Annotated in this window: 13 protein-coding genes and 1 tRNA gene; 8 read left to right on the top strand and 6 right to left on the bottom strand. The window is 71.0% G+C overall.

Annotated features, from left to right (window positions below):
- Window positions 1–7: 7 nt before the first annotated feature.
- A complete protein-coding gene (locus NCCP_RS02450; protein WP_149955473.1) occupies window positions 8–1,033 on the bottom strand; it encodes an adenosine deaminase in 1,026 nt (341 codons plus the stop codon).
- Between the two features lie 395 nt (window positions 1,034–1,428).
- Between NCCP_RS02450 and NCCP_RS02445 the strand changes: the two genes are divergently transcribed.
- Window positions 1,429–1,938 (top strand): flavin reductase family protein, encoded by a 510-nt coding sequence (locus tag NCCP_RS02445; protein ID WP_149955472.1) that lies wholly within the window; start codon window positions 1,429–1,431, stop codon window positions 1,936–1,938.
- 277 nt (window positions 1,939–2,215) lie between these two features.
- Window positions 2,216–2,734 (top strand): NADPH-dependent FMN reductase, encoded by a 519-nt coding sequence (locus NCCP_RS02440; protein WP_149955471.1) that lies wholly within the window; start codon window positions 2,216–2,218, stop codon window positions 2,732–2,734.
- Window positions 2,735–2,761: 27 nt separating this feature from the next.
- On the opposite strand, the gene NCCP_RS02435 is transcribed toward NCCP_RS02440, so the two are convergent.
- The gene (locus NCCP_RS02435) at window positions 2,762–3,856 is read right to left on the bottom strand and encodes a GTP pyrophosphokinase (RefSeq protein ID WP_149955470.1); all 1,095 of its coding nucleotides are present in this window, start codon (window positions 3,854–3,856) and stop codon (window positions 2,762–2,764) included.
- A 170-nt stretch (window positions 3,857–4,026) separates the two neighbouring features.
- Window positions 4,027–5,343 carry an MFS transporter gene (locus tag NCCP_RS02430; RefSeq protein ID WP_149955469.1) on the bottom strand — a complete coding sequence of 439 codons (1,317 nt, stop codon included), beginning with the start codon at window positions 5,341–5,343 and terminating at the stop codon, window positions 4,027–4,029.
- A 277-nt stretch (window positions 5,344–5,620) separates the two neighbouring features.
- Between NCCP_RS02430 and NCCP_RS02425 the strand changes: the two genes are divergently transcribed.
- Window positions 5,621–6,283 carry a uracil-DNA glycosylase family protein gene (locus NCCP_RS02425; RefSeq protein ID WP_149955468.1) on the top strand — a complete coding sequence of 221 codons (663 nt, stop codon included), beginning with the start codon at window positions 5,621–5,623 and terminating at the stop codon, window positions 6,281–6,283.
- A 225-nt stretch (window positions 6,284–6,508) separates the two neighbouring features.
- Window positions 6,509–7,999, top strand: coding sequence for a DUF2079 domain-containing protein (locus tag NCCP_RS02420; RefSeq protein ID WP_225873625.1), 1,491 nt, complete (start codon window positions 6,509–6,511; stop codon window positions 7,997–7,999).
- Window positions 8,000–8,105: 106 nt separating this feature from the next.
- Here the strand turns inward: NCCP_RS02420 and NCCP_RS02415 are convergent, their stop codons facing one another.
- The 3 genes from NCCP_RS02415 to mptB (NCCP_RS02405) are packed head-to-tail and all read right to left on the bottom strand — an operon-like array spanning window position 8,106 to window position 12,577.
- Window positions 8,106–9,428 carry a glycosyltransferase family 87 protein gene (locus NCCP_RS02415; protein WP_149955467.1) on the bottom strand — a complete coding sequence of 441 codons (1,323 nt, stop codon included), beginning with the start codon at window positions 9,426–9,428 and terminating at the stop codon, window positions 8,106–8,108.
- Entirely contained in the window at window positions 9,425–11,059 is a 1,635-nt protein-coding gene (gene mptB / locus NCCP_RS02410; protein ID WP_149955466.1) for a polyprenol phosphomannose-dependent alpha 1,6 mannosyltransferase MptB, read from the bottom strand. The genes NCCP_RS02415 and mptB (NCCP_RS02410) overlap by 4 nt, the downstream gene beginning before the upstream one ends.
- Complete coding sequence (gene mptB / locus NCCP_RS02405) at window positions 11,060–12,577, bottom strand: polyprenol phosphomannose-dependent alpha 1,6 mannosyltransferase MptB (RefSeq protein ID WP_149955465.1); 1,518 nt, start codon at window positions 12,575–12,577, stop codon at window positions 11,060–11,062.
- 195 nt (window positions 12,578–12,772) lie between these two features.
- Here mptB (NCCP_RS02405) and NCCP_RS02400 point away from each other — a divergent pair, with 195 nt between their 5' ends.
- The 4 genes from NCCP_RS02400 to def all read left to right on the top strand — a co-directional run bounded on the left by NCCP_RS02400 (window position 12,773) and on the right by def (window position 14,624).
- The gene (locus NCCP_RS02400) at window positions 12,773–13,021 is read left to right on the top strand and encodes a hypothetical protein (protein ID WP_149955464.1); all 249 of its coding nucleotides are present in this window, start codon (window positions 12,773–12,775) and stop codon (window positions 13,019–13,021) included.
- A 9-nt stretch (window positions 13,022–13,030) separates the two neighbouring features.
- The gene (orn, locus tag NCCP_RS02395; protein ID WP_149955463.1) at window positions 13,031–13,645 is read left to right on the top strand and encodes an oligoribonuclease; all 615 of its coding nucleotides are present in this window, start codon (window positions 13,031–13,033) and stop codon (window positions 13,643–13,645) included.
- Between the two features lie 230 nt (window positions 13,646–13,875).
- Window positions 13,876–13,948: transfer RNA gene (locus NCCP_RS02390), tRNA-His, on the top strand.
- Window positions 13,949–14,051: 103 nt separating this feature from the next.
- Window positions 14,052–14,624, top strand: coding sequence for a peptide deformylase (gene def, locus NCCP_RS02385; RefSeq protein ID WP_149955462.1), 573 nt, complete (start codon window positions 14,052–14,054; stop codon window positions 14,622–14,624).
- Window positions 14,625–14,700: the final 76 nt, after the last annotated feature.

Genomic DNA, 14,700 nt, shown 5'->3' with positions numbered 1-14,700 from the left:
GGCCGCGTCAGGAACGGGCGGCGGCCCAGGCGTCGATCCCGGCCAGCAGCTGCGCCTTCCGCCCGGCCGGGGCGAAGGAGGCGTTGATCGAGTTCCGCGCCACCAGCTCCAACTGTTCCTCGTCCAGGCCCAGCGCGCCGGCGACGGCGGCGAAGTTGTCCGCGACGTAGCCGCCGAAGTAGGCCGGGTCGTCGGAGTTGATGGTGACCAGCAGGTCCTCGCCCAGCATGGCCGGAAGCGGGTGGTCGGCGAGGTCGGACACGACGCCCAGGCGCAGGTTGGAAAGCGGGCAGACGGTGAGGGGGATCCGCTCGGCGCGCAGCCGCGCCACCATGGCGGGGCTTTCCATGCACCGCACCCCGTGGTCGATCCGTTCGACATGCAGCAGGTCAAGGGCCTGCTCGATGTACTTGACGGGGCCTTCCTCCCCGGCATGCGCCACCACGTGCAACCCCAGGGCGCGGGCCGCGGCGAAAACGCCCTCGAAAAGCGAGGGCGGGAAGCCCACTTCCGCCGAATCCAGCCCCACCCCGATGAGGTCGCTGGCGCGGTGCCGCACCGACTCCAGCGTCTCGGCCGCCTCCGCGACCGGGCGGTCGCGCAGGAAACAGAGGATCAGTCCGCCGGTCAGGTCCTCCCGGGCGGCCACGCGGGCGAACCCGGCGAGCAACCCGTCGATCACGGTGTCCACGGGCACCCCGCGGGAGGTGTGGGCCTGCGGGTCGAAGAACATCTCCACGTGCCGCACGCCCTGCCCGACGGCGGTGCGCAGGTAGGTCTCGCACAGCTCCGCGAAATCCTCTTCGGTGCGCAGCGCGGCCATGCACTCGTAGTAGACGTCCAAAAAGGACACCAGGTCCGTGAACGCGTAGCGGGCGCGCAGCTCCTCCACGTCCGCGTACGGCAGCCGGACCCCGTTGCGGGCGGCCATCCGGAAAGCCGCCTCCGGCTCGAGCGTGCCCTCGATGTGCAGGTGGAGCTCGGCCTTGGGCAAGGTGGCGTAGCGCCCGGCGGGTGCGGGGATCGTGGGCATGGGGGTCCTTCCGGGAGGGCCGGGGTCCGGCGCGGGTGGGTCCCGCCGGCTGGATCGCGCCGGGGAACGGCCCTCCAGCCTACTGGAGCGCGGCGGCAGGCGCGTCCCCGGCGGGCCGTTTTCCGGGCGGGGTTTCCGGGCGGGGACGGTTCCGGACCGCGTGCCCCCTTATGCTCCGCCGGCGCGGAAGGGGCCGCCTCCCCACCGGCGCAATGCCGGGTGGCAGCAGGCCGCCGCGGCTTGCCGGGTGGCGCAACGCACGATTTACATGTGGACCCCCACAGGCGTAATCGCGGCGCAACGTGGCGGCGGCAGGATGGCGCCATGGCCGCCGCGGACAGGCCACCGCAGGACCGGCCCGCATCCGGCCCAGCCGCCGCCAGAAAGGACCTTCCATGACGACCCTCACCACCTACGAGCCCAACCCGCAACTGCTGCGCGAGACCTTCGGGCACTTCCCCTGCGGCGTGGCCGCACTCTCCGCCGAGGTGGACGGCATAAAGGAGGTCCTGGTGGCCTCCTCCTTCACCGTCGGCGTCTCCATGGAGCCGCCCCTGGTCATGTTCGCCGTCCAGAACTCCTCCACCACGTGGCCCGCCCTGCGCCGGGCCGGCAGCATCGGCATCTCCGTCCTGGCCGAGGAGCACGGGGGCCTGTGCCGCCAGCTCGCCTCCAAGGACAAGGCCAACCGCTTTACGGATGTTGCCACCCACACCACCGGGGCCGGAGCCGTGCTGATCGCCGACTCCTCCGTCTCCCTCGAATGCAGGATCCACGCCGAGTACCCTGCCGGGGACCACACCGTGGTCCTGTTCGAGGTCACCGCCCTGCACGCCGACCGGGCCATCGAACCCCTGGTGTTCCACGGTTCCCGATTCCGCACCCTGGAGGCGGACGCCGCCTAGCTGCATCCGCCTAGCTGCATCCGCCTCGCTGCATCTACCCGGCCGCATCCGCCCGGCGCATTACGCCACGGGCCCGCGCGGCCGCCGGGAAAGCACTGGCGTGCCGCCCCGCATCCCCGCACCGCGCGTGGCGTAACCGGACCGCAACACCGCTGCGGCACCATGGGGGCATGTCCGGGCCGGTGCTCCCAAGTTCCGCTCCGGACTCCATCCCGGGCAGGCCTTCCCGGCCCGCGCCACCGCAGCCAGCAACAGGACCATCCCACCGAGGAGCATCATGAAGACCGTAGTTGTCGCCGGAAACCCGAAGCCGAACTCGCGCACCCTGGACGCAGGCCTGCGGCTGGCAGGGCTGCTCGCCGCGGATCCCGGCGCCGAAGCGCCCCGGGTCGTGGACGTGGCCACCTTGGGCCCGGGCCTGCTCGGCTGGGGCGACGAGGCCGTGAAGGCGGCCGTCGGCCTGGTCGCCGGCGCGGACCTGGCGGTCTTCGCTTCCCCGACCTTCAAGGCCACTTACACCGGGCTGCTCAAGCTGTTCCTGGACCAGTTTGCCGGCGGCGAGGGCCTGCGCGGGGTGACCGCGGTGCCGCTGATGCTCGGGGCCGGGCCGGCCCACGCCCTGGCTCCGGACACCTTCCTCAAGCCGGTGCTCGTCGAACTCGGCGCCACCACCCCGGCGCCGGGCCTTTACCAGCTGGATTCCACCTACACCGGGGACGGCACGGCCGAGGCCTACGCCCAGCGCTGGGGAGGAGCCCTCCGGGCCACCGCCGCGGCGTCCTCCACCGTCCGGTAGCCGCGCTCCCCGCGGGAGCGGCCCCTCCTACGCTTGCTGCCCCCGGTAGGCGTCCATCTGCCGTAACCGGCGCTGGAGGCTCTCGCGGCGTTGGCGGTCCCCTCCCGCGGTCAGTTCGATGTGCCGGGGACCAAAGCGCCACAGCAGCACGTCATCGAGCAGCCGGTCCGGGCCCGGGGAGTACCGGTGGGCCAGGGCCTGGCGCACCTGCGTGATCACGCCCGCCTCCAGCAGCCCGGCCAGGTCGGTGGTGGTGGACAGCCCGTGGGCGGCCAGCAGTTCGGAGGCCCAACCCCAGTCGTCATCGGACTTCCGGTCCACGTGCGGCAGGAGCATCTGCCAGACCTCGCTGATCCGCTCCGGTGTCAGGGGGACCTTTCCCCCACCCTCCGGGTCCCAGTAGCCGGTGACGGCCCGGTACCGGTCGAAGAGGTCGGAGAAGGTCGATTCGACGGCCTCGAGCATGGCTGCCGTGGCGGTGAACTGGCGGTCGATGTACGGGCTCCAGGCGCGCGGATCGACGTTCTTGAAACGGATGTCGTGCTCGATCTCGCTCCAGGCGTGCGCCAGGATGGTGCGGATCTGCACTTCGAAGAGGTAGTTGCCGGTGGCCTTCACGCCGGAGCCCAGGTGCGCCTGGTAGCCGCGCACCACCTCGTTGCCGCGGGTGCGCAGGATCAGGTGGCGGCTGGAGTAGCCGTAGGTTCCCGATTCGACCGAGCCGATGTCCTTCTCGCGGTCCTCGCGGCAGTCGAACTCGCCGCGGCGGCGCTTGATCAGGTTCGCGGCCTCGCGGATCTCGTGCGGCAGGGCCACGATTACGCGGACGCCCACCAGGTCGTGCAGGTCGCGCAGCGGGTGGGGGAACTCGAGTGCCGGCTCCGCGTCCGGCCCGTCCGTGCGGAGCAGGCGGGAGGCCTTCTCGCGGAAGGAGTCCACGGTCTTGGTGCGGGAGACCACGAACAGCGGAGACACCTCGGTGCCGGAGAACACCTCGGCGATCCGCTCCTGCAGCTCGGCCGTAACCGTTTCGAGGGCAGGGCGGACACGCGCGTACTCGGCGACGCTGGCATCCACCCCGGCGCGGAGGCTTTCGTCCAGCCTGTCCCAGTGTGTGCCCACGGCGGAACTCCTCATGCGTACGACGGCGGGTGGTGCGGACCCTGCCACATTACCAATCCCGGAACAGCGACCCGGTCCGGCCGGTCCGCTTCCGCGCGCCGCCGGCTTCGGCCCCGGCCTCAGCCCGGCGGCGGCTCCTCCCGGGCTTTTCCCGGGGGGACGGCCCGCAGCTAGCGGCCGGCCGCCGCGCGGCCGGAGGACCGGGACGCCGCGCGGTTCCCCGCGCGCGCCGTCCGGCCCAGCAGCAGCGCCGCGCCGGCAGCCACCACGTAGGCGGCGGCGACGGCGATCCAGCCGGCGGCAAAGGTCCCGGTCGCCCCCACCAGCAGGCCCATGGCCAACGGACCGCCGGCGTAGCCCGCGTACATCCCCATGGACACGGTGCCGGTGGCGGCCCCCATGCGCCCGTGCGGCACCAGCGCCATCACCGCCGCGTAGGACACCACGCTGGCACCCAAAGTGGTGGCCCCGTGCAGTGCGACGCCGGCCCACAACAGCCCGGCGGCTGCAAATTCTCCGGCGGTGAACAGGCAGGCCACGGCCAACAGGGAGCCGAGCGTGATGGCCACCAGCAGTGCGGAGGCCGTGGCTCCGGCCGCCATCCGGCGGCCCCAGGCGATGCGGCTGGCCACGCCGATGACGCCGGCCAGGCCTGCCGCCACGCCGCCGAGCAGCAGCGGGAACCCGAGCTCGCGCACCGCGTAGAGCGGCAGGTACACGTTGGTCGCCTGGGTGCCCAGGCCCACCAGGAACATGACGGCCGTCAGGAGCCACACCGCCTGGCGTCCCCGTGCGGGGGCGGCATCGGCCGCGGGCTCCGGCGCATCCTCTGCCCCCGCAGGGGCCGGGTGGGGGCCGGCGTCGGGGCTGGCTGCGGGGCCGGGTGGAACACGCAGTTCTGGCGGGAGCTGCTGGAGGCTGAACGCGAGCAGGACCAGCGCCAGGGCGGCGGCTCCGAGCGCGGCCCCGCGCCAGCCCAGCCACAGCGACACCGCCGGGAAGTACAGGCCCGCGAACAGTTGGCTCGCCTGCACGCCGGACTGTTTCACTCCCACCCAGCCGGCCCGCCTCGCGGACGGAACGACTTGGGTGATCACCTTGTTGGTGGTCGGGTTGGAGACCGCCTGGGCCAGGCCAGCAAGCGCCGCAGCCAGCAGGAGCACCCAGAACGCGTCGGCGAAGGAGGCCACGGCCAGCGCCACCGCCGTCCCGCCGAAAATCAGCACCAGTTGCGCCCGCACCGACACCCGGTCGCTGAGCCGTCCCAGCGCCCGGGAGGACACGGCCGCGGCGGCGAACACGACGGCCGCCGCCAGGCCCAGTTGCGCGTCGGCAATGCCGAGATGGGATACCAGCAGGGCCCCGGCGGCGGATATGCCGTAGTTGAGCAGGGGGCCGACACCCATGGCGCAGGCCAGGACGGCGAGCAGGGCGGCGGGCGGGCCCTCCGGCCGGCGGGCGGAGGATGCGGGGGCGGAACGGGTCATCCACCGAGCCTATGGCCTGCCCCGTTCCGGCGGGGAATTCGGCGGGGGCGCCCCGGGCCCCGAGGGGCCTTGAAGCGGGACACGCCGCAGGACACGCCGGGTAGAAGAAACGGTGAACATAATCACCGCCGGAAAAGTGAACTTCGTGTGAAACTTGAGGGAAACGGACCGGTAATATCAATGAGCATCGTGCGGATCAGGAACGGTCCACGGTGCTCCCCAGATCCGCCAGGCCGCCGCCGCGCGCCCACAGCAGCACCAGGAGACCCACGCCTTCATGACCGCGCTTGCCCCGGAACACGACGTCCACGAAGAAACCGCCGACAACACCGGAGCCGCGCAGGCCGAGGATCTGCGCTACGCCGACCGAATCGCCCCCGTGAACCGCCTTCTGGACGAGACCGCAATGCTCCGCCCCGGCAAGCGCGTCTCCTACGTGGATCCGATCCACAATGTCGACGAGGCCCGCATCATCTGCCTGTTCTCCAACATCGGCACCGCTGACGAGTCCGGGTTCATCACTCCCGGCAACGCCGAGGCCGCAACCCGCATGCTGGGCATGCAGTGGCAGCTGGGGCTGCGCCCGGAGTACATCATGCCGTGGAACGTACACCCCTGGCACACCCCCGGGGAGGCCAACGGCAAGTTTGAGCCGTCGGCGATCACCGCCGGGCTGAAGCCGCTGCTGCGCATGCTCAAGGTGGTCCCGCGTGCCTCCGTGCTGATTGCGCACGGTACCGAGGCGCACCGCCTGTCCGAGCAGATGCTCAAGACCGAGAACCCCCTGTTGTGGCGCCGCGGCTTCAAGACCTACAAGGTCAAGTCCCTGGACGGCCGCGCCTTCGCCGGAGCTCCCGAGCGCCAGCAGGCGAACCTGGAGGAGATGTACCGCGCCTACGCCGACGCCATGGCGCGCACCGGGCTCACCGCCGTCAAGTAGGACCCTGCGCGGGGAGCGGCCGGTGAGGGATCCCTGTCCCCGCATCCCCCGGCAGACAGTTCCCCCGGCAGACAGGCCCGCCGGCAAACAGTCCCACCGGCACGCGGCGCCGGCACCCGTCCCCCAGATTCGGGCGGCGGGTGCCGGCGCCGCGTGATTTCCGGCCCCGTGCCGGGGCGGTGCCCGCCCCGGCAGCCGCGCCGCGATCCCACTAAGCTGGTCACCATGCCCCGCCCCACCACCGACGCCCCGATGCCCCGCGCCCACACGCCGCGGCGCGCCCACAGGCTGCAGCTGGCCGCAGTGATGGCCGCCGCCGCCGTGCTGTACCTGGCCCATTCGCTGCTGCGGTTCCGCAACTTCGAGGCCAAGGGCTATGACCTGGGCATCTTCGACCAGGCGGTGCGGCAGTACGCGCTGTTCAAGGCCCCGATCGTGCCGGTCAAGGGGGTGGACTTCCACCTGCTCGGGGACCACTTCCACCCGATCCTGGCGGTCCTGGCGCCGCTGTACTGGATCTGGCCGGACCCGCGCATGCTCAACGTCGCGCTGATCGCGCTGCTGGTGTCTTCGGCCATCCCGATGTACCTGTTCACCCTCCGGCGCCTCGGCCACCGTCCGGCCCTGCTCTTCAGCGCGGCACTGCTGTTCTGGTGGCCGTTCCAGAACTTCGTCAACTGGGACTTCCACGAGATCGCCTTCGGGGTTCCGGTCATCGCGTGGGTGATCTGGGCCATGGACCGCGGCCGCTACTGGCTTGCCTCGGGGCTGTCCCTGGTCCTGCTGCTGGTGCGCGAGGACATGGGCATCACGATCGTGGCGATCGCCATCGTGATGGCCATCCACCGGCAGTGGGCCAAGGCGGGGGGGCTCGCCGCCGCCGGCCTGGCCGGATACGTGGTGGTGACCTCCTTTGTTGTCCCATACTTCGCTCCCGCCGAGGCGATGTCCTACTGGCAGTTCACGGCGCTGGGCCCGGACGCCCCCTCGGCCATCAAGTACATGCTGGCCCACCCGCTGCGGACCGTAAGCCTGCTGTTCAACCACGAGTTGAAGCTGCTGCTGTGGCTGATGAGCTTCGTGCCGCTGGCCCTGCTGCCCCTGGGCTCGCCGTACGTCATTATGGCCGCCCCGATCCTGCTCAGCCGCCTGTTCAACGACCGCCTCAACGTGTGGGCGCCGGTCTACCAGTACGACGGCATCCTGGCGCCGATCCTGATGATGTCCGCCGTGGCGGTGCTCGCCCGGATCATCCGGCGCACGGGTCGGACGCGGCTGGCCGCCGGGTTCCCGGTTTACCTGCTGGCGCTGACCCTGGTGTGCACCCTGTCCATCCATGCGGTCTTCCCGCTGGGACGGACCCTGACCGGGCAGAACTGGGCCATGCCGGAGGTCGCGGCGGCGCAGCAGCGGGCCGTGGCCCTGGTCCCGAACGGGGTCTGCGTGGAGGCGGCCGACACCGCCGTGCCGCACCTGGTGTCGCGGACCTACGTGGGCCTGCACGGGGACATCGGCGACGAACTCTCCTCCTGGATGGTCATCGACTTCAATGCCGCCGAACTGGGCGGCTGGGATCCGCTGACCCCGCAGCAGGCCCTGGACCGTGCCCGGGCGCTGGGCTTCCGGGTGGTCACCGAGGACGACCACGGCATCTGGGTCCTGCGCCGCGACATCCCCGTCAGCCCGGTGTGCGCGGACTACCTGCCCTACGACTGAGCGTTCCGGGGCCGCCCTCCGGGAGCAGGCGCCTGGGGGCGGCGGGGCCAGGCCGGTCCGCGGGACGGACCCTGGAGGGCCCGCCCCGGGCGCCGGCCGGGGATAGCTAGCGCGCGCCGGCCTTGAGCACGAACCGGTCCGGCAGGTCCTCCAGCGGGCCGGCCAGCGGATCGTCGGTTCCGTCGGCGCGCACGACGTCGCGCCCGGGGTGGCGGATGTCCCCGATGATCCGCACGCAAATCCATACGACCATCGCCATGTGGGCGGCAATGCCGGTGCCGTAGAGGACCTCGACCAGCACCGAGCCGCCACCGAAGCCGCCGCCGCTGACGATCTTCGCGCTCATCAGCCACACCGCGGCCCAGTGGTAGGCCTCCACCGCCTGCCACAGCAGGAATTCGCGCCAGCGCGGCCTGGCCAGCACGTACAGCGGGATCAGCCACATCACGAACTGCGGGGAGTACACCTTGTTGGTCAAAATGAAGGCGGCCACAACCAGGAATGCCAGCTGCCCCAGGCGCGGGCGCCGCTCGGCGCTCAGCCCCAGGTAGGCGATGCCCAGGCACAGCAGCCCGAACAGCCCGTTGGCGAGCATCGAGAAGTCCTTGCCGTCCAGGCCCGTCCAGGTGAAGGCCAGCCACATCGAGGAGAAGCTGACCTCCCGCTCAGAGGAGAAGGTGTAGAAGCGGGACCACTCCTCGAACGCGGTGAGCATGAACGGGACGTTCACCACCAGCCACGCCGCCGCCGCGGCAGCCAGCGCCTTCCAGAACTCGCGCATGCGGCCGGCGCGCCAGCACAGCACCAGCAGGGCGCCGAAGAGGAAGAACGGGTACAGCTTGGCCGCGGCCCCCAGGCCCAGCAGCACCCCGGCGGGCACCACCTGCTTCCGGGAGAAGGCCAGCAGGCCCAGCGTGGCGAACATGACCGCCCAAAGGTCCCAGTTCAGCGTGCTGGTAAGGATGATGCCCGGGGCCACGGCCACCATGAGCGCGTCGCGGCTGCGGCGCCGCGCCGCGCAGGCCACGGCCACCACGACCACCGCCCAGCAGAGGAAGGACCCCAGGGAATTCAGGTCGAAGTAGAGGAGCTGGCGTTCGGGGCTGAACCCGATCCCGGGGACCAGGAAGGCGGTAACGCCGGCGACGACGGCCAGCAGCGCGGGGTATTCGAGGGCCTGCTCGGCCGGCAGCCCGGTATAGAACGGGAAGAGCCGGTCCGCCAGGCCCCGGGTGCCGAACAGCTGGGAGAAGTCGGAATAGCACATGTGGGTGTGCACCCCGGTGGCGTCCGCCCAGCCGTTGATGCGGCACCACTGCTTGGTCAGCACGGCGGCCACGGCCGCGGCGGCGGTGGCGGCCAGGAGCAGCAGCACCACCTTCCGGTTCGGTTCCCGGGCGGTCAGCAGGGTCTTCAAGGGTCCGGTCACGCAGGGGTCCTGTTTCTCTTGTTTCTGGGGGGTGGGGTCTGGGGAGGGGGGCCCTCGGGGCCCGGGTCCTGTCCGTCGGTTAGCCCGGCAAAACGCCGGGCGAAGCGGCCGGAGCCGAACATGGTTGCCGTCTCGGGGTCAACGAACACGATGTACGCAAGGTAGGCCAGGCCGGCGGCGGCGGCGATCAGGCGCACCACGGTCAGGTCGATCCACTGGGCGACGCTGAGCTGGTCCACCACGCCCACCAGGACCAGCCCCAGGGTGAGGAGGTACCAGAAACGCGCCCAGGCGCCGTCGTACACGCGGCTGGCCGCATACAGCGGCGCCAGCCACAGCAGGTACCACGGCTGGATGATCGGGGCCAGCACAACGGCGGCGGTCAGCGCGTAGGCACAGGCCAGTACCGGAGGACCCGGCCGGCGGCGCAGCGCCAGCCAGGCGGTCAGCCCCAGCGCCGCAGCCTTGAACAGGGCATACACGACCTCGGCGATGTCGAACAGGTCTCCCCCGCCCAGCGATCCGACCCAGCCGATACCCAGGCCGAGCAGCCCTACCGGGGCGTAGGGGAAGGCCGCGGATCCGGCGGTGGCCATCGCCTTGATCCAGCCGAACCACAGTCCGGAGGCCCAGCCGAAGAGCCCCAGCGCCCCGCCCGCGACCACCGCGGTGAACGTCCAGGCCTTGAGGCGCCGGCCCAGCCCCGCCTCGCGCGGGAGCATCGCCAGCGCCAGGAACGGCAGCGCCAGCACCACGATCGGCTTGACGGCGATCGCCACCGAGGCGGCCAGCACGCCGGCCAGCCGGCGGCCGCGGAACACCAGCAGGAACGCCCAGAGCAGGACCCCGAGCATCACGGCGTCGTTGTGGACTCCGGCCACCATGCTCAGCAGGAACAGCGGGTTCGCCACCGAGATCCACAGCGCCCAGGCGGGCTCCGATCCGAGCCGGGCGGCCAGCTGCGGCACCACCCGCAGGCACAGCAGCACCCCGGCGGCGGCGAACAGCCGGAACAGCAGCACCCCGGCCTCCGGCACTCCGCCGGTGACGAAGTACACGGCCCGGGCGCCGAGCAGGAACAGCGGCCCGTACGGGGACGGGGACTCGGCCCACAGGCTGTCCGAGCCTTCCGCGAACCATCCCGGCAGCTGCGAGATCCAGTTCTCGTACGGGCTCAGACCGGCATGGAGCAGCCGGCCCTGGCCGATGTAGGAGTAGACGTCGCGGCTGAAGATCGGGAAGCCGAACAGCAGCGGCGCACCCCACAGCAGCACCGCCCGCCGCACGGTGGGCAGGGCGCCCGGCCCCCAGCTGCCGCGCCGGCCCAGCCTGAGCCAGGAGCGGCAGAGCAGCATGGACCCGAAGGCCAGCAGCAGCGTGCAGGCGATGACGCCCGCCGGCTCCACCCGCAGCGGGTTCAGGAACACGGTCCGGGCGAAGATGGACTGCTGGGAGGAAGCCAGCCAGCCCACCCCCCAGGAGCCGACGAGGATCATCACGGAGGCGGCCAGCCCCTGCGCCAGGACGAGGCCGGTTTGGGGTTCGTCCCCGCCGGCCAGGCGCCGCAGCGCCGGCAGCGACTCGAGCCGCTGGCCCAGGGAAGCGAAGGTCCGGCGGAGGGTGGCCGCCATCTAGCGGCCCGCCTCCACCGCGCGGCGCCGGGCCGGGAGGAACCCCCGGAAAAGGTGCTTTGTTTTGGGGTCCAGGAAGGCCAGATAGGCCATGGCCGTCCAGGAGATGCCGGTGGAGAGGTGCTTTACCCAGGGGTCCAGGGCGTCGAGGAACTGCCAGATGAAGATCTGGTCCGCGGCGCCGAAGGCAATGAAGAACGCGACCGTGAAGTACACCCAGACAATCTGCCAGTCGTCGCGGATGCCCGTGGCGGCGAAGAAGGGCAGCATCCACAGGATGTACCAGGGCTGGATGATGGGCGAGAGCACCACCAGGGCGGAGAACGCCAGCGCCATGCGCTGGACCAGGTGGCTGTGGCCGCCCTTGAAGATCAGGATGGCGGCCACGGCCACCGAGGCGAGCCGCCCGACAGTCTTCAGCGTCGGGAGGATCCAGTCGGTGGACAGCCCCAGCGCCCCCAGGGCGCCCTGGAAGAAGGTGGTGAGCATGCCGAGCGGGGCGAAGAACACGGTGCCCGAACCGGTGCCGAGCATCACGGACAGCCAGCCGAACCCGTAGCCGTTCATCCACCCGATCAGCGCCATTATGCCCAGGCACAGGCCGGCCGTGTAGGCCCAGTACAGGACCTTGCGCCCCCAGGCCGCTCCGGGCCCGGCCCAGAGCAGACCGATGAACGGCAGCAGCACCAGGGTGATCGGTTTCACGCCCACCGAGGCCGTGACCAGCACGACGCCCAGGATGCCGCGGCGGGTGGCCGCGTAGTAGGTGCCGGCCAGGGCCAGGCCGACCATCACGGCGTCGTTGTGCGCGCTGGCGATGAAGCTGATCAGGAACAGCGGGTTGGCGACGGTGATCCAGGTGGCCTTGGCCCCGGAGATCCCGTGCAGCCCGGCGAGCTTGGGGATGTAGACGGCGCAGAGCACGACGCCGCCCGCGGAGACCAGCCGGAACGCGAAGATCGCCAAATCCGCCGAGGTGCCCACCAGGTGGCTGACCAGGAATTCGATGCTCAGGTAGAGCGGGCCGTAGGGGGTTTCTGATTCGGCCCAGGTCACGTCGGTCCCCAGCTGGAACCAGTTGGACAGCGTGGAGATCCCGGAGACGTACGGGTCCTGCCCGGCCGCGACCAGCCGGCCCTGGCCGATATAGGCGAACACGTCGCGGCTGAAGATCGGCAGGGACACCAGCAGCGGGGCCCCCCACAGCCAGCAGGCCCGGCGGACCACGGCCAGCGAGCCCTCCGGCCAGCCGGAAAGCAGCTGCCCCAGGCGCAGCCAGGCGCGGAACATCACCCAGCAGCCGACCGTGAGCACCACGGTCGAGGCGACGACGCCCCAGGTCTCGGTGCGCAGCAGGATCAGCGGGTCGGCGCGGTTGAGCGGTGACACCAGCGCCAGCCAGCCCACGCCGAAGGAACCCAGCAGGACCAGAACGGATCCGATGAACCCCTGCACCAGCGCCGGCGTTCCCGCCACCCGTGCGCGCACGGCACCCGTTCCCGCCTCCGCCACCTTCATCCTGTCCGGCCCTGTTCCTTGCGTTTGCTGTGATTGGGGCGCGCCCGTGCCGCCGCTTCCGGCCGCGGCGGGGCGCAAAAAACCTCACCCGATCGTAGCATCCGGCATTTTTGCGGCCCACACCGCACAGCCCCCCTAGGGTGGAGGGCGAAAGTGCCGCGCCGGGCGGCACGGATGGGAAAGGGGAACACCGCAGTGGGACGACGGGCAGCACGCCGCCGCAGGGCCGTCCAGCGCCAGGGAGGCATGCTCGGCTGGGGTTTGTTCATCGCGCTGCTGGTGGGACTGTCCGCCCCGCGGCTGGGGGTACGCCCGGTTGCCGCCGTCGCGGTGGCCGCCACCGCCGTCGTCGTCTTCGGCCTGCTCTGGGCACTCAGCGGCAGGGACCCCGGTCCGGCACGGCCGGTCCCGGACGAGCCGCTCCGGCGCAGCCGCGTCCGGTAGATTGGGCCGGTGCCTAATTCTGCTGACAACATCGTCTGGATCGACTGCGAAATGACCGGGTTGAGCCTCACGGCCGATGCCCTGATCGAAGTCGCCGTGCTGGTCACCGACCAGGAACTGAACATCCTCGGCGACGGAGTCGACGTCGTCATCAAGCCCGACCCTGCCGCGCTGGAGCAAATGGACGACTTCGTCCGCCAGATGCACACCGATTCGGGGCTGCTGGCCGAGCTCGACGCCGGCGTCGACCTGGACACCGCCACCGAGAAAGTCCTCGAATACATCCGCACCTGGGTCCCGGAGCCGGGCAGGGCGCCGCTGGCGGGCAATTCCGTGGGCACCGACCGCAACTTCCTGGCCCGCGACATGCCCGGGGTGATTGACCACCTGCACTACCGGATCATCGACGTCTCCACCATCAAGGAACTCTCCCGCCGGTGGTACCAGAAGGCGTACTACCAGGCTCCGGCAAAGACCGGCGGCCACCGCGCGCTCGGCGACATCCGCGACTCCATCGATGAGCTGCGCTACTACCGCAGCGCCGTGATGGTGCCGGCCCCCGGTCCGGACAGCAAGCAGGCGCAGGCGATCTCCCGGACCATCACCGCGGCCCGCCAGGCCTAGCACCCGGCGTCCCGGGGGCGAAAGGCCGCACCGGCGGGCACGCCTCCCCCGCACGCGGCACCGCTCAATTCCCGGCGCCCGCAACCCGGAACCAGTGATTCAGGACACACTTTGGACAAAAGGGGCCAAAGTGGCGCGGGCGCCGGAAAATGCGTGTAAGCTTGTATCCGTTGCCCGGACGGGGCGGTTGGAAAACCGGCCCAGGGGACACCGCACCGCAAGGTGCAATGGTGGGTATAGCTCAGTCGGCAGAGCGTCTGGTTGTGGTCCAGAAGGTCGCGGGTTCAATCCCCGTTACTCACCCCGAAGCAAGCCGCCCCGGACTCGTCCGGGGCGGCTTTTCAGTTTCCGGCCCCGCGCGGGCCGAAGCGCCTGTCCCGTCCGCCACGGCACCCAGGAGGAACCCATGGCCGTCCGTCCCATCGTGATCTACGGCGAGGAGGCGCTGCACCGCCGCGCCCTGGAGGTCACCGAGTTCAATGACGAACTGCGCGACCTCGTCAAGGACATGTACGAGACCATGGACAGGGCCAACGGCGTGGGCCTGGCCGCCCCGCAGATCGGGGTTGGGCTGCGGATCTTCACCTACGAGTTCGCCAACGAGGACGGCGCTCCCCCGCGCGGGGTCCTGGTGAACCCGAAGCTGACCCTGTCCAAGGTCTCCCAGGCCAACCCGGATCCGGACGACGAGGTGGAGGGCTGCCTCTCCGCCCCGGGCCTGTCCTTCCCGCTCAAGCGCGCCGAGTACGCGCGCGTGCAGGGCTTCGACGCGGACGGGAACCCGGTGGACTTCGAGGCCACCGGCTGGTTTGCCCGCGTCATGCAGCACGAGTACGACCACCTGGACGGACTCCTCTACGTCGACAAGCTCAATGACAAGTGGGCCCGGCGCTGGAAGAAGGCCAAGAAGTCGCTGGAATGGGGCGTTCCGGGGAACAGCTGGATGCCGGGCGTGGATCCGGACCCCTTCGGCCACTAGCGCCCGCCCCGGGGACAGCACGCGCTCCGGGGACAGCACGACGGCGGCGCCGGACCTTCGCTGCGGAAGGTCCGGC

Origin of the sequence: Zafaria cholistanensis (assembly GCF_008580665.1) — a bacterium.
Lineage (GTDB): Bacteria > Actinomycetota > Actinomycetes > Actinomycetales > Micrococcaceae > Zafaria > Zafaria cholistanensis.
Note: the sequence above shows the minus strand (reverse complement) of the source record. Positions and strands in the feature narration are given on the sequence as shown.